Annotated in this window: 15 protein-coding genes; all 15 read right to left on the bottom strand. The window is 34.5% G+C overall.

What is annotated here, in order from left to right; genetic code table 11:
* Positions 1 to 62: 62 nt before the first annotated feature.
* The 15 genes from ACQY63_RS00615 to ACQY63_RS00545 all read right to left on the bottom strand — a co-directional run bounded on the left by ACQY63_RS00615 (position 63) and on the right by ACQY63_RS00545 (position 19,565).
* Positions 63 to 722, bottom strand: coding sequence for a hypothetical protein (locus ACQY63_RS00615; RefSeq protein ID WP_428244563.1), 660 nt, complete (start codon positions 720 to 722; stop codon positions 63 to 65).
* A complete protein-coding gene (locus ACQY63_RS00610) occupies positions 719 to 1,162 on the bottom strand; it encodes an NUDIX hydrolase (protein WP_428244562.1) in 444 nt (147 codons plus the stop codon). The genes ACQY63_RS00615 and ACQY63_RS00610 overlap by 4 nt, the downstream gene beginning before the upstream one ends.
* A gap of 250 nt (positions 1,163 to 1,412) precedes the next feature.
* A complete protein-coding gene (locus tag ACQY63_RS00605) occupies positions 1,413 to 1,712 on the bottom strand; it encodes a hypothetical protein (RefSeq protein ID WP_428244561.1) in 300 nt (99 codons plus the stop codon).
* Between the two features lie 109 nt (positions 1,713 to 1,821).
* On the bottom strand, positions 1,822 to 2,850 hold the full coding sequence (locus ACQY63_RS00600; RefSeq protein WP_428244560.1) for a hypothetical protein: 1,029 nt from the start codon (positions 2,848 to 2,850) through the stop codon (positions 1,822 to 1,824).
* A 158-nt stretch (positions 2,851 to 3,008) separates the two neighbouring features.
* Positions 3,009 to 3,770, bottom strand: coding sequence for a class B sortase (locus ACQY63_RS00595; protein ID WP_428244559.1), 762 nt, complete (start codon positions 3,768 to 3,770; stop codon positions 3,009 to 3,011).
* Complete coding sequence (locus tag ACQY63_RS00590; protein WP_428244558.1) at positions 3,754 to 7,983, bottom strand: SpaA isopeptide-forming pilin-related protein; 4,230 nt, start codon at positions 7,981 to 7,983, stop codon at positions 3,754 to 3,756. Before ACQY63_RS00590 ends, ACQY63_RS00595 begins: the two co-directional genes overlap by 17 nt.
* 259 nt (positions 7,984 to 8,242) lie before the next feature.
* Positions 8,243 to 9,178 (bottom strand): CAP domain-containing protein, encoded by a 936-nt coding sequence (locus ACQY63_RS00585; RefSeq protein ID WP_428244557.1) that lies wholly within the window; start codon positions 9,176 to 9,178, stop codon positions 8,243 to 8,245.
* Positions 9,179 to 9,375: 197 nt separating this feature from the next.
* Complete coding sequence (locus ACQY63_RS00580; RefSeq protein ID WP_428245267.1) at positions 9,376 to 10,536, bottom strand: DUF6017 domain-containing protein; 1,161 nt, start codon at positions 10,534 to 10,536, stop codon at positions 9,376 to 9,378.
* On the bottom strand, positions 10,520 to 11,368 hold the full coding sequence (locus tag ACQY63_RS00575) for a ParB/RepB/Spo0J family partition protein (RefSeq protein ID WP_428244556.1): 849 nt from the start codon (positions 11,366 to 11,368) through the stop codon (positions 10,520 to 10,522). The genes ACQY63_RS00580 and ACQY63_RS00575 overlap by 17 nt, the downstream gene beginning before the upstream one ends.
* Complete coding sequence (locus ACQY63_RS00570) at positions 11,361 to 12,143, bottom strand: ParA family protein (protein WP_428244555.1); 783 nt, start codon at positions 12,141 to 12,143, stop codon at positions 11,361 to 11,363. Before ACQY63_RS00570 ends, ACQY63_RS00575 begins: the two co-directional genes overlap by 8 nt.
* A gap of 398 nt (positions 12,144 to 12,541) precedes the next feature.
* Positions 12,542 to 13,636 carry a translation elongation factor Ts gene (gene tsf / locus ACQY63_RS00565; RefSeq protein ID WP_118436973.1) on the bottom strand — a complete coding sequence of 365 codons (1,095 nt, stop codon included), beginning with the start codon at positions 13,634 to 13,636 and terminating at the stop codon, positions 12,542 to 12,544.
* A 34-nt stretch (positions 13,637 to 13,670) separates the two neighbouring features.
* Positions 13,671 to 14,393, bottom strand: a complete 723-nt coding sequence (gene rpsB, locus ACQY63_RS00560) for a 30S ribosomal protein S2 (protein ID WP_118000251.1) — start codon at positions 14,391 to 14,393, stop codon at positions 13,671 to 13,673.
* A gap of 484 nt (positions 14,394 to 14,877) precedes the next feature.
* Entirely contained in the window at positions 14,878 to 16,947 is a 2,070-nt protein-coding gene (gene topA, locus ACQY63_RS00555; RefSeq protein WP_302690256.1) for a type I DNA topoisomerase, read from the bottom strand.
* Positions 16,948 to 16,970: 23 nt separating this feature from the next.
* Positions 16,971 to 18,059 (bottom strand): DNA-processing protein DprA, encoded by a 1,089-nt coding sequence (gene dprA, locus ACQY63_RS00550; RefSeq protein ID WP_302690255.1) that lies wholly within the window; start codon positions 18,057 to 18,059, stop codon positions 16,971 to 16,973.
* On the bottom strand, positions 18,060 to 19,565 hold the full coding sequence (locus ACQY63_RS00545) for a YifB family Mg chelatase-like AAA ATPase (RefSeq protein WP_428244554.1): 1,506 nt from the start codon (positions 19,563 to 19,565) through the stop codon (positions 18,060 to 18,062).
* Positions 19,566 to 19,577 lie beyond the last annotated feature (12 nt).

Here is a 19,577-nt window from a genome sequence, read left to right as displayed (position 1 = left end):
CAATCATTTCTATTATTCGATAACTCTTGTACAAATATTTTTCATAACATAATAAACTATAACTACATTAATAGATATTTCTTTGCTTTTCTCGAATAAATAAGACCAATATTTGTTATTCTCCAAAATTTGTCGCTTTTTTTTCCCCTATATAATTCTAATGTTATGATTTCATCTTCTAACCCTATCTCTTTAATTTGATTAATTTCGTCTATATAATAAATATTGTTATTTTTTATATTTTTTAAAATGCATATATCTGAATTAATTTCTATAAATTGAAACCATGAACTAACAATTTCACACTCTTGTTGAATTTCTTCCTCCGGCTCCAACCATATGCTTCTCTTTCCCATCACTTTAGGTCTATCAATTTTTGTTTTTATTAATGCTACTTTTGATGATTTTTTTTGTATCTTTAATAATTCCGCTTCAAGAACATTAAAATTAATATTTTTGATATCATCATTATTAGTTTTATCCAAACACCACTCAATGTATATCCTAGTATTTCTAACAATTTCTTGAATCTCTTTAGTTGTATAATCCAAATAGACTCTTGGGAACCAATACACAATAAATTTTTCTATATGATCCTTTGTAATTTCTATCAATTGATAAATTTGCTCATGTAGAAACAAATATTTATACAATACATGAATATAATCTATATTTATCAAAGGCTTTGACTTATTATTTTGAGTTATTAACATATATTTCATAAACTCCTTCTAATATTATCGTTTATGTACTTATTTATATAATTACGATTCAATTCTTCCAATTGTCTACTCATACCTTTCACCAAATTGTAATCGTTCATTTCTTCATATGTAACCCATTCATAATCGCTATGTTCTTTTGAAAGCATCACATTATCTCCATTTGCTGTACATATATAAGTTAATCCTATTATCTCTGTGCATTCATCTTTAAAAGAATTCCATGCATTTAATAGTATTAACTTTTCAACTTCAAGACCTGTTTCCTCATTTATTTCTCTTTTTAAGGCTTGCATCGGAGATTCTCCAAATTCTAATCTACCTCCTGGGAATTCCCAATGATAATAATCTCCTCTTGCCTCTGTAGTACGTTTAATCAACAAAAACTTTCTTCCATAACATACTAATGCTTTAACAGCTACATAAATTTTTTTTTCCATCTATTTATCTTCCTTTCTTATATTAATATAAACTACCACTCGTTCTCTACCTTAATATTTTGCAATGCATATTTTATTGGTAAATATTTTTTCCTTGTATTTTTAACAACAGTATAATACATAATAGCCAAAAACATTCCCACTATGCCTATTATTAATAGACCTATGTAAAACTTGCTTGCAAATGCATCGGCATATACTATCATTTTAATGTTTTTTATTTTATTTTCAAAATTTTTTTCATTAGCTATTATATTTCCAATTTTTTTATTCCTGCATTATCATAAAATTCTTTAATTGCTGAAGACACACTAAAGAAACAAGATATAATTAAAGCTAAAGTTGAAACCCAAAAAGCTGAGAAATTTAAATCCAACTCTTTTTCTACTTCCATACTATAAACTAAAAAGGTATACTTATCACCTTTTATTTCTTGATTTAACTTTTCTTCATAACACTTGATTTCATTCTCTTGATTTTTTATATTTCTACATATTTCTACTTCTTTTCTTATCTTATCAATTTTCTTATTTGTTTTGTTTTCTAACATATTTTTCTCCTCCTTACCAACTAGATTTCTTTTTAAATTGCCATAATTTTCCTGTTTAAATCTTGCTACCTTTTTAATATATTTTATACTCATTCAATTTTCACAATCTTTATGGCATATTAAAGGCATATATGTCCAAATGTATGTCCTTGTCACTTCTTATCATATCAATTTTCCAATGCCTAGACTCAGTGTAATTTGTACTTTCTTCAATAAAGCTCTCTTTAACTTCATATGGGTACTCGTATTCACCTAAATATGTATTTAATCTCAACATTAAATTGGCATAATTAGAATTTCTAGCATAAATGATAATAATTGTATTGGGACAACCTGTAGGATTATAATTTGTTAATGCTTTATCTATGTGTTGCTTTAAATTTTGTTTATCAATTGTTGTTAAAACTAACGCTTCTACGATAGATATTGGCAAATCTTCCTCCTTAGTTGATATGAGTAAATCTAATTCACCTGACTCTTTACCACTTTCAGATTGCCCATGCCTTGTTTGATCATGTACTTGATATCTTCGTGTATTTTTTAATCCATCTCTAAGACCATCATTTAATAAATTTTCTTTCACACCTCTGTAAATACTGTTGCCTTGCATATTTTTAAGTATTGTATAAACATCTTTTTGTAGCTCTATTCTTATGGTAGGATCTTGAACAAATTCCATATTTATTAATGTGTCCTTTTCATTGTTTGCATCTTGCAATATATACGTATCTGATATCTGAATTTTAAAATTATCTTTTCTTAATCTTCTGTTTACCTCAGCAGCAAATTCTTTTTTCCTATCCTTTTTCACCCATAATTCATACATTATTTTCAAAAAATCCTTTATGTATTCCTCTTCCATACCTCTAGTGGCAATTTTTAAAAAAGGATATTCTTTTTCATAATACATTCTGTATTGTGTGTTATAAAATGAAATGTTCTGTTCAAACTTTTCCCCTGTCAACTTTACATATTCTTCCGTAAATAAATTTTCTCTAACATTCTTTTGAGATATCCATGTTGTAAAACCTATCCAGAATGAATTCATATCATCTTTATATGTGTCATTTACATTTCTAAATCTAATACAATTAACCATCCACAACATCCTCTCTAACCCAAATGAATTATTTCTCATTTTCAATTTCAATAACTATTTCTCTAATATTTTTGTTCAAGTTTCAAAAACACATTTTTTTATTATAACTCATAGTTTATTTTTTTCATATTTGTTTTACTCTGGATCATAACTTTTTTAATATTATTTTTTAATATTATATATTTCTGACATAAAACTCACCTTGACCTTCTAAATTTAATTCTTTTTCTATTTGCATTTTGTTTAAAATTGAAAGCACTCTTTCCAACCACCACAATTCTCCAATCATCGCCTTTTCCATTATCACAGGTAGACAACATCAACATCTGCTTCCCATACTTAGGCTTTTTCCCTGTGTTCCACAGGCTATGCTCCAACACTTTCTCCACAAATTTGTCATAGTCCTTCTCATCCCTTGCCATTACAAACTTCCAATACTCAAACTCTTTTATGTTCACACTTATGACAGCAAACACTTCATGTTTTCTTCTTCTGTTCGTTGTAAAATATATCTTTCTGTGTTTATCAAAAAAATCCTTATCCTTGTACTGTTCCAATGCTCCAAACATTTTTCCACCATTTATATTATGACCATAAATAATCAGGTTATCTGATTTGTTGATGTCACAGTAAGCACTTAAATACGGTGTTCCGTAAAAGCTATAGTTCTTATTAAAGTCATGGTTTAAGTAATAGTCCGGATTATCCTTCGTCTGCATTACAGGATAACTTATTGTTGTTCCAGAAACTTCCAAGTATCCAATGCAGTCCTTGTTTTCTCCCTTAAGTTTTTCCACATTTATTGTCTTGTCTTTTTTGTCTGTCACACTTTCCTGTATTTCCTTAAATCCATTATCACTTTTCTTCTCCGCTTCTTTTTCCTTTAAAAAAGGGACAGCTACAATTACAGCCATCCCTACCAATAGAAATATCAGAGATATTTTAATTATTCTCTTCATTTTCCTTCTTCTCCTGTTTTAAATTGTATTTTGACTTGTCCTTTGCTCTCACGCATGCAAAACATCCAAGTGCCATTAATAATGAGATAAGTGAAATCATCATTCCTAAAGTCTTTCCCTTTATTCCTGTCTGTGGTGTATCAGGTACTTCCGGTATTCTTTCATCAACCACTGTAAGCTTCTGTAGTTTTCCTGTGTCCCTTATCCTGATTTTCTTATCCTTTGCAACCTTGTAATGTTCAGGTGCTTGGGCTTCCTTAAAGGTATATGTTTCTCCAGCCTTAAGAATTCCTTCAATGAGTTCAGCATTCTTACCGGTTGTAAATTCATAAACCTTTCTGCCCTTGCTGTCATACACCTTGTACTTAGCACCGCTAAGCAGCTTTTTTGTGTCTGATGCAGTCTTGTTAAACTGAACCTTTATTGTGTCATCCATCATGCTTACCTTCTGGACCTTGCCATTATCTGCCACGGTAAACTCAACACTTGCTGCAGTTGCATAACCGTCTCTTGGTTGTTTTTCTGTTAAAACATATGTCTTACCAACGGCATACTTTCCTTCAATCACATGGCTTTCTTCCGTTGAAACCCATTCATCCATTACAACTCCTGTATCCTTATCAGTTACCTGCATTTGACATCCTGAAAGTTCCCTTCCGTTTGTAATGTCCTTCTTTGAAAATTCAACCTTTGTTGTGTCATCATACATTACCACCTGATTATCAATATTTTCCTTGAAGCTGTCTCCACTCTTAACATAAACCTTTGTCCTACAATTACTGCTACCACTTTCAACAAGCTTGAATGTAATGGCATCTGCAGTTACAAATCCATCTGCAGGTCTTATTTCAGTTAATGTGTATTCCCTGTTCTTTAAAAGTCCGTATATTCTTAATGCATAATCGTTGTCTTTTTCGACATGAACGTTGGAATATCCCATTTTCTTAAGATTTTCATTTAACTTAACTGATGAAATGTCACCTGAAATCCAGCTTATGATTTCATTACCATTTTCATCACTTATCTTTAAATGACAGTCCTTGATTTCCACTGATGATGCAATCATTCTCTTGCTGATTACTGTTTCAGTCTGGTCTTCCTTAACCATTACCCTTGCTGAAACCATGGCTGTTTCCTGATTCTTGTATTCAAGGTGAACCTCATGCATTTCCCTGTCAATGTAATAGCTGTCACTTACACTTTCCTCTAGAAAATAGTAATTACCTGAATTTAATGCCTCATTAATAAGTTTTCCCTGCTCATCAACCTTGCCGTATCCTTCATCCATTACCGGCACATTAAACGGTATCTTTGCCACACCATTTTCATCTGTTGTGACTGTGGCAATTTTTTCACCAGCCTTTACAATCACGTTTCCCTTTCGGTCATAAATGTTGTCTCTTGAATAGAATCCAAACACTGCATCCGCGATTGGTTCTCCTGTTCTTGAATCCTGCTTTTGAAGTGTGATGTCAGTCTTTACAAGGTCATTGTAAACATCAAGTTTTCCTTCCTTGGAATTTTCAGAAATATCAAGAACGTATTCATCATCCTTGTTATTCCATTTAAAGCTTAAGTCCCATGATGACTGTCTTGGAAGAACATAACCGCACTTTGTCTTTACTTCCTTTAATGTGTATTCACCAAGTGGAACATTTAATGTCATTGTGCCATCTTTGTTTAAGCTATATTTGCAAATGCCATTACAGTCATTTGTAAACTCAGCCTTTTCACCTGTTGTAATTGTTGCAACAACTGAATCCTTATTAAACAGCACTGTTCCCTGATTGTCCTGTGACATGATGTCTTCTTTTGCAGTAAGTTCAAACATAACACCGTTAAGCTTTATAGCATCATAATCAAATGGATTTACATTGACCTCCGTTGTTTTGTCAGCGTTGCTTTCATCATTTCTGCCACATAACTCCGGACCTGTTTTGTCTAATGTGAATTTTCCGTAAGTAACATCATTGTAATACTCGCACTCTGCATAAAGGTATTCATTTCCAAGTTCATCCTTCATTGTCCTGTATGAATTGCTGTTTATTTCAACTATTACAGGACTCTTGTTTACCTTGTATCCTTCCGGTCCCTCGATTTCATATACCTTGTATGTTCCTGCCTTAAGCTTTTCGTAAGTAATGATTTCTCCTGTTTCATCTGTTACAAATCTGTCAACGACCACCATTTTGTTGCCGTTGCTGTACTTCTGTGTTACAAGAGTTTCATTTCCTTTCTTGTCTACCTTGTAAATCTGATATGTTGTGCCTTTCTTTAAGACTGTCTGATGTGTCTTTGAATCCTTCTTCACGATTTTTAAGTATGCCGTAAATTCAGGATTGTTTAATAAGTACTGATAAGTCTTACCGTTTTCAGTTACATTCACATAAAAGTCAGGACATTTTTCAGTGTTGTCTGCTCCAACAGTCTGATGAACCACATATGTACCATATGGTAACTGCTTTGACTTGGCATAACCGTTTAAGTCTGTTGTTAAAATGTCTCTTTCAGTTGCCTTTGCCTTTTCATATGAACCTGCACCTGCAAGATAAATCTGAAACTGTGCACTCTTTTCAAATGGTACAATGCCTGCAGTTCCGTTACCCATGCCCTTAATGATTGCCACATCACCCTTGACTGGCTTTTCTGAAACCTGCTTTTCAACCGAATTGTATTCTGCTGTGAAGTTTGTACCGTCAGCTACAATGTCATACACTTTGTCATTCTTAAGATATCCCTTGGGCGGTGTGATTTCCTTTAGGTAATAAGTCTTTCCACATCTCATGTAATCTGTTTCAAACTGATAGTTATTATCTGTTTTATATGACTTAATTAACTTTGTGCAGGCTGCATCTGAATATACACCGTACACTGCTCCTTCAAGTGTTGCATCACCCTGAGCAACCTTGCCTGTTTCTTCATCAATCTTTACTGCAGTTAATTTCACTTTCTTATACTTGTCCTTAAGAACCGGCTTGTATGCAAGCTTATAATTACTATAAGATTCTTCTGCAGTTTCAGGCCACTTTCCGTCACTGTTTCTAATCCAAGAGTCGGACTTTTTAAGTGTGACTGTTACCTTGTTAGCAGACTGACTCGTCATCTTGTTTGAACCTGAATCAACTACAAATGAATTTAAGATGTTGCTGTTGCCTGATGAAATTTCTTCAATTATATAATTATTTGAAATGTCATCCATCTGCTCTTCTATGTCTTTATTAATTAACTTTTCAGCTCCACTCTTAGACAAATCTGATGCATACGAATATCCCTTATCATCCAATTCATCTTTTACTTTTTTCTTATCGTCATTTGTCATGTTTTTTAAGTCAGATTCTTTTACATAGTAATATTTCTTAGAATTTAACTGATATGTGAATCTAAATACTATCTTTCCATTTGAATCTGTCTTAACATCTTGTGTAAATGTTGTGGCATCATCATCAACATCTTCCTTTACTGAATCTCCCCAGCCATTGTACTGATACGAATATAATTCCTTAATGTTCTTTGCTGTAAATCTGAATGAAACCTGTTGTAATGGTTTATTATCTTCATCATTTTTCTGTAATGTTATCCTCTGACGATAATATTCACTGGATTTCAAAGGTAGAAAATCGTATTCTTCTTCTGTTGACTGTATTTGTAATAATCTCTGCACCTGATCCTTTTTAGTTGTTCCTGAATATTCCCATATTTCAACATCACAGGATACAGTTTTTCCTGGATTAAAAATGTCTGAATAAATGGTATCATTTGAATAATAACCTGTGTTCTTCTTAACCTGACTTATAATGTCCTTTAATCCTGTCTCACTTGTGATTCCTTCTTCAACCGCCCAAATAAGACACTGTGCATATACCCACGCCTTATTGCTCTTCTTTTTCACTGTTGAATACCAATATCCAATCTTTGCTTCCAATGAATCCTTCTTATTAGAACTATCACTGCTTATATTTTTTGTCTTTGATACGTAGGTATATCCTGTGTGACATGCCTTTCCCAAATCCATACAAAATACCGGGCGGTCATTCACAAGTGTCTGTAGCCATGTTCCACTTTCACTTTTCGAACCCACATTAACTGTTCCTAGTTTTCCTAATGAATCCAATGTTGCTGTTCCTGATGCTGCCTTTACATTGCTTGTTGGCAAAGTTGCCGTCAACAACATTACCATTGCCAATACTCTTGCTAAAATTCTCTTTACTTTCATTATTGTGTTCCCTCCTATTAAAATCTCCTATGTCGATGTTCTTACGCCCACCAAATTATATTTTGTGCAAGCACAATATCACTTGCCAGGCTTTTGCTAATCGAGTAGTCTACTCGATTAACGCATATTAACATCTCAAAGCATAGCTTTTCGATGTTCTTGCGCCCACTAAATGATATTCCGTGCAAGCACGACATCACTTAGTGGGCTTTTGCTACAAAAAAAGAACGCCTTAATTTAATAAGACGTTCTAAATGTTTTATTTACTTGTTTCTTTGAGTATTTTGTCCACATCCATATCTGAAAACAATGCTACCCAATATGTGCCAGTTTCTGATTTATAACATGCTATTGCTCCACTTTTATGGCTTGGATTTTTTAAGTTATTGTAATGTCCCTGGCTGTTCTTCCATTGCTTCATTGCATCCTTATAATTATCAGATCCTTCTGCAATGTTCTCGCCTATGGCATATGCTTCTCCATATTCCATACAATTATCATCTTCATACCAATAATATTTTTCTTCTATGCCATATTTCTTGTTTAAAACATTAAATACAGTATCTGTCCATCCATCGTGGGAAAAGTTTTTGCTTATCATCTTTGCTCTTTCAAGACAAACCTTGTACAAGGCCTTTGACCATTCAAGTTTCTCTGCTCCAACCTTTGCTCTATACCCATTCTGTACTATGAAAGCATTTTCCGCTGCCACTCTGTCATGAAATCTCTTTTTTATTTTTCCATTTGATTTCCTAACATATGTAAGACTTTTATTTTTAACTGTTATGGTCTTCGAAAAACTTCCCTGCTTATTTTCTCCATTTTTTATGGATTTGTAAGCAACTACTTTCAGTTTGACCTTTTCATTAGCCAAAAGATTTGTCAATGTGTATTTATTTTTCTTTGTTGTCTTGACACATTTCCACTGTTTCACTGCAGGATAATAAACATATACCTTATAACCTAAAATATTTTTAACTTTCTTCCACGTTATTTTGTAACCTGCCCTGTACTTCATCGATGTCTTTTTTAAGCTTGCATCCTTTATTGTCTTGTACTTTTTAGTAACAGCTGAAACCTTAATGTGTGTTACTTTTCCAATGACCCCTGCACTTACGGTTTTGGTGGTTAAACAAAACCCTAATGTGACAATCAGCATTGTCATAATCAAATATTTATTTTTTTTCTTAATCATTGTTCCAACCCTTCTGTCGAATCGTTTTACCATTTATAACAAATATTCATCGATTTCAATTCTGTGGTTATTTCATTGAGAATCGATAAACACATTTTACCATACTAATTTTTTATTTCAAATTCTAATATGGTTGAATTTCGACACTTTCAACCAAACTCCTTCTATTTTTACATTGGGACCCGGTGTCCCACTTTCTAGTTTGCAAGTTCCGGCATATCATGTTGCACTCTTGCCTTATAGTAACTGTCTATTGTTGTTGGTGCATTATAAAGTGCTGCCAACAAATATTTCTTAATGTTTTTAATTTTTGTTGTGTTATGATTCATACATTCCAACACATATTCAATATGACTTATATCCAGTTTTAAAAATCTTGACTTTACCGTCTCCTTTGGAAACTTTGTGCTGGATATGACAATGTAATCATTTTCGCTAATCATAGTTTCAACAATCAGATTAACCATTCCGTCTATTATTGATTTTTCTATGTAATGCCTGTCTATCAAAACATCATAATCTATGTTTTCTTTTACCAATTTTTTGTACTTATCAAAATCTGATTCATCTTCTCTTCCCATCTTATCAATTGCTTGTTTTACAACAGGATTAGATAAGATAGTATTACTCTCTTTAGTATTATTCGTTTTAGTATTACTTAAATCAGTATTATTCATATTAGTATTACTATTATTAGTCTTATTAATAAGTGGGGCCTTTTCGGTTACCTCTTGAAGTGTACTTTTTACACCTCTTGACGTAATCTGTCGTACACCTTTAGAAGTTTCCACATCTACACTTCCTGAAGTGTAAGTTCCTGCACCTCTTAAGGTTTCCTGTTCTACACCTTTAGAAGTTACCATATCTACACTTCTTGAAGTGTAAGTTTCTACACCTTTGGAAGTTTCCAGTTCTGTGTTTACAAAATTTTCCATATTTTCACTTAAATTATCTTCTTCTGACTTATCAATAAAATCTGTATCATCAGGTTCTGAATGGTCCTGTAATACAATAAAATTCTTTACATATAAGAGGCTTGGTAATCCCAACCCTCTTCTTTTCTTTTCAACCAATCCAAAATCCTCAAGCTCATTTAAATATCTTACAGCTGTTTTTTTACTGAAATTAAAATCTTCCATAATTTCAGAAATCTGATAAATTATGTACACTCTGTTCTCTGAATCAAACCATTTGTTCTTCATTGAAAGATTCATTCTGTCAAGCAAAACTCCATAAAGAAGCTTTGCATTGACTGATAAATCTGCAAACATTGGATCCACTATCATTGATTTTGGAATTCTTATGAAATTAAACTGCTCTGCCTGAGCTCCGTAATAATAATCAAATGTCATAACCATCACTCTTCCATTTCTCCAATAACTGGTAAATTATGTTCTCCATTTCCGCTTTTGTATAATTTTCAGGGAAATATTTATTAAGCTTGCTTCCTGAAATTGTAACCTTTGTACTTTCCCTGCTTTTTTCTTCTGTCTGCTCTATAACCTCTGTTGTCTTTTCCTTATTTTTAATTGATTTAATCTGTTCTATGCTAACCTTGTATCCTAGATTATAATAATCCAATATTTCCTGCTGTTCTTTTTCAGACAGCTCTGCGATTTCAACAGCAAGCTTTATGGCAATCTTTTTTTCATCAACCATTTCAAGCAACTCCGGTAACAATTGTGTCAGTTTAATGTATCGTGATACCTGTCTGCCCGACAAACCATTTGTCTCACCTACAACCTCTCTGCTTTCTGCTCCCTTTATGCCTTTATGGTGTATTGCTTCAAGCTTCATTTGAAATGCAAATGCTCTTTCACTTGGAAGTATTTCTTCTCTTTGAATGTTTGAATCCACCATTACTATTGTTGCATCATCATCGCTTAACTCTCTTATAATAACCGGAACGCTTTCAAGTCCTGCAAGTCTTGCCGCATGCTTTCGTCTATGTCCTGATATTATTTCGTACTCTTCATTATCTGTTTTTCTAACTAATATAGGAAGAAGCACTCCTCTTTCCTTTATGGACTCTGTTAATTCATCCATCTTTTCATCATCTGTTACCTTAAATGGATGTTTTCTAAAATCATGTATTTTGTCTATTTCAATTTCCTTTAATCCATCTGCCACATCTACCTTTAACAATTCATCATAACTTGTTAATTTTATCTTTTCTCTTACTTTACTCACGTCCAAGCACCTCCTCTGTTAGTTTTTCGTAGTTTCCTGCAACTTTTCCTCTAGGGTCATGAAGATAAATACTCTTTCCCTCAGCACTTGTTTCTGCTGCTCTTACTGACATTGGAATTCTGCTTTTAAATATCCCAATAGTTTCACCATAGGTATTTTCCAATGCCTCCAATATATCCTTTGTATAATTAGAACGCATATCAACCATTGTCATTACCATTCCTTCTATCCTGAGTTCCGGATTAATCTGTCTTCTTACCCTGGTTATTGTTTTTATTAACTGCTGTAAACCTTTTACCGGCAAATAAGATGCCTGTACAGGAATAAGCACTGAATTAGCACACACTAAAGCATTAATTGTTATCATTCCAAGACTTGGCATACAATCAATTAGAATGTAATCATAATTTTCCTTTATAGCTGATATAAACTCCTTCATTACCAATTCCCTGCTCATTATATTAACCATTGAAACCTCTAAACCTGCCAATTCAATATTTGCCGGAATGAAATCAATATTTTCCTGATGTTTTTTAATTACCTTTTTATTATCAATCTCTTCCTCATTTACAACATCCATTAACACATTCGCCAACGAATACTCAATTTTGTCAGGTTCATCAATTCCAAGACTTACTGTCATGCTTCCCTGTGGGTCCGCATCAATTAAAAGAACCCTTTTTCCCTTTCTTGCAAGTCCTATTCCTAAATTAACTGTTGTGGTTGTTTTTCCTACTCCACCCTTCTGATTTGCTATTGCAATTATTTTACACATTTGTTCCTTCCTCCTATTAATTAAAATTTTGATTTGAAAGATAAAATTAATTTTAATTTTGTGAAATTGTTTTACTCATATCGACTTATTTATTGTTACTTAAATGCCACTATATTGTTCAACTAAAGAAACAGGCAAACTTTGCATCAAATTTGGTTCAACCAAAAATTACCAAAGTCAAACCAAAATCAACCAAAATTTAACGATATAGTACGATAATTTGCGATAATTTATGCTTACCTGCCTTAGTATTGTTTGAAAGGTTTGTCAACGCAAAAAAGACCCTCAAACATACAAAATATAGTATGTTTGAGGGTCTTTATCCTCTATCTTGTGGGTTCACACCCTATGAATCATAGATTGTTTTGATAAAATATCAAGTTATGATAACTTATGATTTATTTCATCTGTGCTGCAACTTCTTCTGCGAAGTTTTCTTCTTTCTTTTCGATACCTTCACCAGTTTCGAAACGAACGAATTTCTTAATTGCTACAGTAGCGCCAACTTCTTTTGATACTTCATCAAGATACTTAGCAACTGTCTGCTTTCCGTCAGCAGCCATAACGTATGTCTGATCAAGAAGACATACTTCTTTTAACTGCTTAGATACACGACCTTCTACTAAACCGTTGAAGATCTTGTTTTCCATGATTTCAGCTTTCTTAGCCATAGCAATTGAGCTTAATGAAGCCTTTGCTTCGTTTGAAAGGAAGTTGAATAAATATTTATCATTCTGCTTTTCTTCGTAGATAGCTTTGTCTTCATCGTTGAATACGTTCTGGCTTAAAGCTTCTGCAAAGATATCCTTCTGGATTGGCTTTGGAAGTGAATCTGGTTCATTTAAAGCACTGTCAATTGTGATTTCTCTCATCTTAGCAAGTTCGTCTGCTGAAATGTCGTTTCTTGAAACATACTGTGGGTTCATAGCTGCAATCTGCATAGCAATTGTCTTAATTGCTGCTGTTACAGTGTCGTTTTCTGGAGCATCAGCTTCAACTAATACACCAATCTTTCCACCTGCATGAATGTATGATGCGATAACACCGTCTGATTCGATTCTTTCAAATCTTCTGATGTTCATGTTTTCTCCGATTACTGCAATCTGTGATACTAATTCGTCTTTTACAGTCTTTGTAGTATCAAGTTCCCATGGTTCAGCCATGAATGTATCCATATCAGTTGCTGATGAATCAACAATCTGGTTTGCAACGTTAGCAACGAATGTCTGGAACTTTTCGTTCTTAGCAACGAAGTCTGTTTCTGAGTTAACTTCAACGATTGCTGCCTTACCGTCTTTAACTGTTGTGTATACGATACCTTCAGCTGCAATTCTACCTGATTTCTTTACAGCTGTAGCTTCACCTTTTTTTCTTAAAACTTCGATAGCTGCTTCCTGATCACCATCAGTTTCAACTAAAGCTTTTTTACAAGCCATAACACCAGCGCCTGTTAATTCTCTTAATTCTTTTACCATTGCTGCTGTAATTGTCATATTTCTATTCCTCCTAAAATCAAAAATCTGTTAATTATTCAGCATCTGCTGCAGCTTCTTCAGCAACCATTTCTTCACCCTGGTTAGCTTCGATAACTGCGTCAGCCATCTTAGAAACAATAAGTTTTACTGCTCTGATAGCATCATCGTTACCTGGGATAACGTAATCTAATTCTTCTGGATCACAGTTTGTATCTGCAATACCGATTAACTTAATTCCAAGTGCATGTGCTTCCTGAACACAAATCTTTTCCTTCTTAGGATCTACAACGAAGATTGCATCTGGGATTCTCTTCATTTCCTTGATACCACCAAGGTTCTTTTCAAGCTTGTCCCATTCTTTCTTGATGTTTACAACTTCCTTCTTAGGAAGAACATCAAATGTACCATCTTCTGACATTCTTTCGATATCTTTTAATCTCTTAATTCTTGACTGGATAGTCTTGAAGTTTGTAAGCATACCACCTAACCATCTTTCGTTAACGTAGTACATACCACATCTCTGTGCTTCTTCCTTAACAGCTTCCTGTGCCTGCTTCTTTGTTCCTACGAAAAGGATTGAACCACCATCAGCTGCGATGTCTGATACTGCTTTGTAAGCTTCATCTACTTTACCTACTGACTTCTGTAAGTCGATGATGTAGATACCATTTCTTTCTGTGTAGATGTATGGAGCCATCTTAGGGTTCCATCTTCTTGTCTGATGTCCAAAATGAACACCTGCTTCTAATAACTGTTTCATTGAAATAACGCTCATTTTAATACCTCCTGGTTTTTAATAATTATTTTTGGTATCGTTCCGTAAACCTACGGCAAATACCATACCTTCCATCTGCTTCCCCGAATCAGACAACCCCGAGCAAGGGCACCCGCCTGTATCTCCACAGATGTGCTTAATGCAACTCAAATATCATAACACAAAAACAGGACCGGTGCAACAACTTTTTACGTTATGTATTAGTTGTTTTTACCAGTCCCATATTTTAATTTTATTTAATGCTGCTTACATTAATCCTACAATCTTATTTAATGCTGCTCCCATTAATACTTCAATTTCATTTTTTTGCTATTCAAATCAAACATGTAACTTTATCTTACTCAACTCCGCATATCCTATACCAGATACTGAAACCTGCCAGTTTAGCTCCATGTTTAGCTTAGCGCATCCGCACCGGGTACCAGAACATGTTAATCTGTTTCCTTTTTTGCCCCTGCATATCCAACACCGAGCATTGAATCTACTAATTTGTCTCCTTCTTTGGCTCTACATATCCACACTGGGCATCAGCACATGCCAACTTATTTCCTTTTTCTACCATGTAGCCACCGCACTGTGGACACTTCTTAGTTGATGGTTTCTGCCATGACATAAAATCACATTCAGGGCCGTCAATACATCCGTAGTAACGTCTGCCTTTTTTTGTCATGCGGTATACCACGTCTTTGCCACATTTTGGACAAGGAACACCAACCTTTTCAAGATAAGGTTTTGTATTTCTACATTCAGGGAATCCCGGACATGCAAGGAATTTTCCATGTGGTCCGTATTTAATAACCATTCTTCTGCCACATTCCTCACAAATTTCATCTGATTCTTCATCTGCTATCTGAATCTTTTCAAGTTTCTGTTCAGCGTCCTTTACCATTAATTCCAAATCAGGGTAAAAGTTTCTGATAATTGTCTTCCACTCAATCTTGCCTTCTTCAACAGAGTCCAAAAGTGATTCCATGTTCGCTGTAAATTCTGTATCTACGATAACGCTAAATGCTGTTTTCATTACGTTGTTTACTGCTTCCCCTAATTCTGTAACGTAAAGATTCTTCTTTTCCTTTGTTACATATCTTCTGCCAACAATAGTTCCGATTGTTGGTGCATAGGTACTTGGACGACCAATGCCCTGTTCTTCCATTGCCTTTACTAAAGCCGCTTCTGTAAAATGAGCAGGTGGCTGTGTAAAATGCTGATTTTCTTCAAACTTAACAAATTCTAACTCTGAGTCTTTGTCAAGTTTTGCAATTGTATTGTTTGTTACAACTTTTTCGTTGTCGCTGTCTGTGTATATTTTCATAAAACCGTCAAAACCGATTTTTGAAGTTGATGCGTTAAATACATATTCTCCTGCACCGATTTTTACATTAAATGTATCATAGACTGCATTTTTCATTCTGCTTGCAACAAATCTTTTCCAAATCAACTGATAAAGTCTGAACTGGTCTCTTGGAAGCTGTGCTTTTACCATGTCAGGTGTAAGTGATACGTCTGTAGGTCTAATGGCTTCGTGAGCGTCCTGAATTTTTTTAGATGACTTCTTAGAAACAATTTCTGTTGCCATGTAATCATCACCGTAGTTGCCTTCAATAAATTCCTTTACCTGTGCTTCTGCTGTTTCAGATACTCTTGTGGAATCTGTACGAAGATAAGTAATAAGACCTATGCTTCCACGCCCTTTTATCTCCACACCTTCATATAACTGCTGTGCTATACGCATTGTTTTCTGTGTCGAAAAATTAAGTGCTTTTGAAGCTTCCTGCTGCATTGTACTTGTTGTAAATGGAATAGGTGCTTTTCTTGTACGGTTTCCTTTTTTTATGTCATTTACAGAGAACTTACTGTCTTTTATCTGTTCGATAATTTTATCAAGTTGCTCTTTTCCTGTAATTTCTACTTTTCCTTTTTTGTCACCGTAAAAACTTACATTGAATTCTTTGTTTTTGTATTTTAAAACGGCATCCATGTCCCAATATTCTTTTGGTATAAATGCGTTTATTTCTTCTTCTCTGTCACATAACATTCTAAGTGCTACTGACTGAACACGACCTGCACTAAGTCCTCTTTTAATTTTCATCCATAAAAGTGGGCTGATGCTATAACCAACCATTCTGTCCATTACACGTCTTGCCTGCTGTGCGTCTACAAGATTCATGTTAATTTCTCTTGGATGTTTTAGTGACTCCTTAACTGCCGGTTTTGTAATTTCGTTAAATGTTATTCTTGCACTTTTTTTGTTTTCTAATTTCAAAGCCTTTGATAAATGCCATGAAATTGCTTCTCCCTCGCGGTCCGGGTCAGTTGCCAAATATACTTTGTCCGCTTTTTTTACACAACGACGAAGTTCTGCTAACTTCTCACCCTTTCCTCTGATTGTAATATATTTTGGTTCATAATCATTTTCAAAGTCAATTCCCATTGTGCTTTTTGGCATATCCCTTACATGTCCGTTTGAAGCTACAACTTCATAATTTGAACCTAAGAATTTTTTAATTGTTTTAACTTTTGCTGGTGATTCCACGATCACAAGATACTTTGCCATAAATACTCCTTTTTGAAAAAATATCAACTCAGCCTTGAATAATAATTGTATGATGGTTGTTCCACTAGCCCTTTCAATTGTAATTGTAACAACATCTCAACTAGCTTTTCATACTTTAATCCTGTGTTTTCCATTAATTCATATATATTTTTCGGCTGTAAACCTAACTCACTATACAACATCAAAAATTCTTTTTCAAGTATTTTTTCTTCGGTATTTTTCTCATCAGCCTTATTAAATACGAAGTATTTAAGCTCAGATATTATATCATTTGCCGATGTTACAATACCTGCACCATTCTTAATTAACCTGTTCGTGCCACCACTTAATCTGTCTCCAACTCTACCGGGAACCGCCATAACATCCCTGCCCTGCTCCAACGCCCATTCAACAGTTATAAGGGAACCGCTTTTTTCTTTTGCTTCAACTACAATAACCTTGTGGGACAAACCGCTTATTATTCGATTTCTTTGTGGAAAATGCCACGCTAAGGCTTTACTACCCGGCGGGTACTCAGATATAATTCCACCTTTTTTCAATATGTCATTATACAATTCTATGTTTTCTGTTGGGTAGCACACGTCCACACCTGTTCCAACTACCGAAAAAGTTGCCGTTTCTCCCACAATGGCTCCTAATTGACTATATGTATCAATTCCCCTAGCCATACCACTAATTATCTGCACACCTGCTTTTGACAAATCTTCTGCAAGCTTTTTTGCCATGTTTCTGCCGTAACCTGAACAGGCTCTCGCCCCTACCATTGCCACAATTGGTTTGTTACAGTCAGGCAACTTTCCCTTATAAAATAAATAATATGGTCTGTGGTCGTAAGGTTTCAAATTTTCCGGATAATCTTCATCTTCAACGGTCACAAATTTTATGTCTTTTTCCTTTAGCTTTTCATAAAAATCTTCCTTATTAAATTTATCCCTTGATTCAACAATATTTCTTATATCTTCCGGTGACATTCTATCATCTGACATTAACTTCTTTTCGCTAATATTATATAAATTTTCCGCTGTGCCATACACTTTCAAAATCTTCTGTATTTTATCAAAATAAAAGTATTCGTTTGAGGCAAGCCACGCCCAATAATCTCTCTTTTCCATTTACCCCACACTTTCTATTGTCTTAAAACTAATGGCCTCTGCCAAATCTTCTGTTGATATTTTATTTTTTCCTTTTAAATCCGCAATTGTTCTTGCTACTTTTAATATTTTTTCGTAAGCTCTCACGCTTAAATTCATTTTCTCATAAACGTCTTTTATGAGTTTCTCTTCTTTCCTGTCCAAGGCACAGTATTTCTCTATAAACTCCCCTTGTAATTGACTATTATAATTAAAGTTTTCGTATTTATACCTTTCCCTTTGAATAGCCGCTGCCAAATCCACACGTTTTCTGATTTCTTCTGAAGATTCCTGCTCTTTGTCACTTTTTATTTCCATAAAAGAAACCGGGTTCATGTGTACGCACAAATCCATTCGGTCCAGTATTGGCCCACTGACTTTTTCTAAATATTTTTTCACATCATTTTCAGTACAATTACATTTGTTTCTGTCCGGGTAATAGCCACACCTGCAAGGATTCATTGACGCCAGCAAAACAAAATCCGCCGGGAAACTGTAAGTGCCGTTTGCCCTTGAAACTACTATTTTTCTATCCTCTAGCGGCTGTCTTAAAGTCTCCATTACCGCTCTTGAAAATTCAGGGAACTCGTCCATGTACAAAACACCGCCATGTGCCAATGTCATTTCACCGGGTTTTGGATTAATGCCACCGCCTGTAAGTGCCGTAACTGTTGTTGTGTGATGTGGACTTCTAAAGGGTCTTTTGGTAACAAGTCCCTCTTCTAAAATGCCCGCTATACTTTGTATTTTTGATATTTCAATTATTTCCTCTTTCGACATTCTGGACAGAATCGTAGGCAGCGCTTTTGCGATGGCTGTTTTTCCTGTTCCAGGTGGTCCCACCAGTAAAAGATTATGCATTCCTGCTGCTGCAATCTCAGCGCCCTTTCTGCCCTGCACCTGACCTTTTATGTATTTAAAATCTTTGCCTGCATACTCGCTTTGGCTGTTTATTTTTACTTTATGAATTGGTTCGTATTTCCCTGTAGTCAGCATCATTACAAGCTCGTTAAGATTCTCCACTCCGATTACTTTTATCCCTTCTACAAAACTACATTCATTTACGTTTGCTTTCGGCACAAAACACTCTTTGATTCCGTTTTCCAAACCATGTAACACAATGGGTAAAATTCCGTTTACAGAAACAACTCTACCATCCAAGCTTAGTTCCCCAACAAACATTTTACCCTCCACGTCACATTGTAAAATCTCCAAAGCCTTCAATATAGAAACTGCTATTGGCAGGTCAAAATAAGTTCCTGTTTTTCGAATATTTCCCGGTGAAAAATTTATTGTTATTCTTTTCGGCGGTATCATAAAACCTGAATTCTTAATGGCGGTTCTAACTCTTTCTCTTGATTCTTTAATGTCTGATGATAAAAGACCTACCATATCAAATGATGGTAGGCCATTACATATATCAGTCTCCACAATAACCGGCAGTACGTCTACCCCTGTTATTGTGGCACAATTAATTCTGCATACCATAAGTCCCTCCTT

The organism is Eubacterium sp. Marseille-QA0814, assembly GCF_965119675.1.
In the GTDB taxonomy this organism is placed as follows: Bacteria; Bacillota; Clostridia; order Lachnospirales; family Lachnospiraceae; genus Eubacterium_G.
The sequence above is the reverse complement of the archived record's forward strand: the minus strand, read 5'-3'. Positions and strand labels throughout refer to the sequence as shown.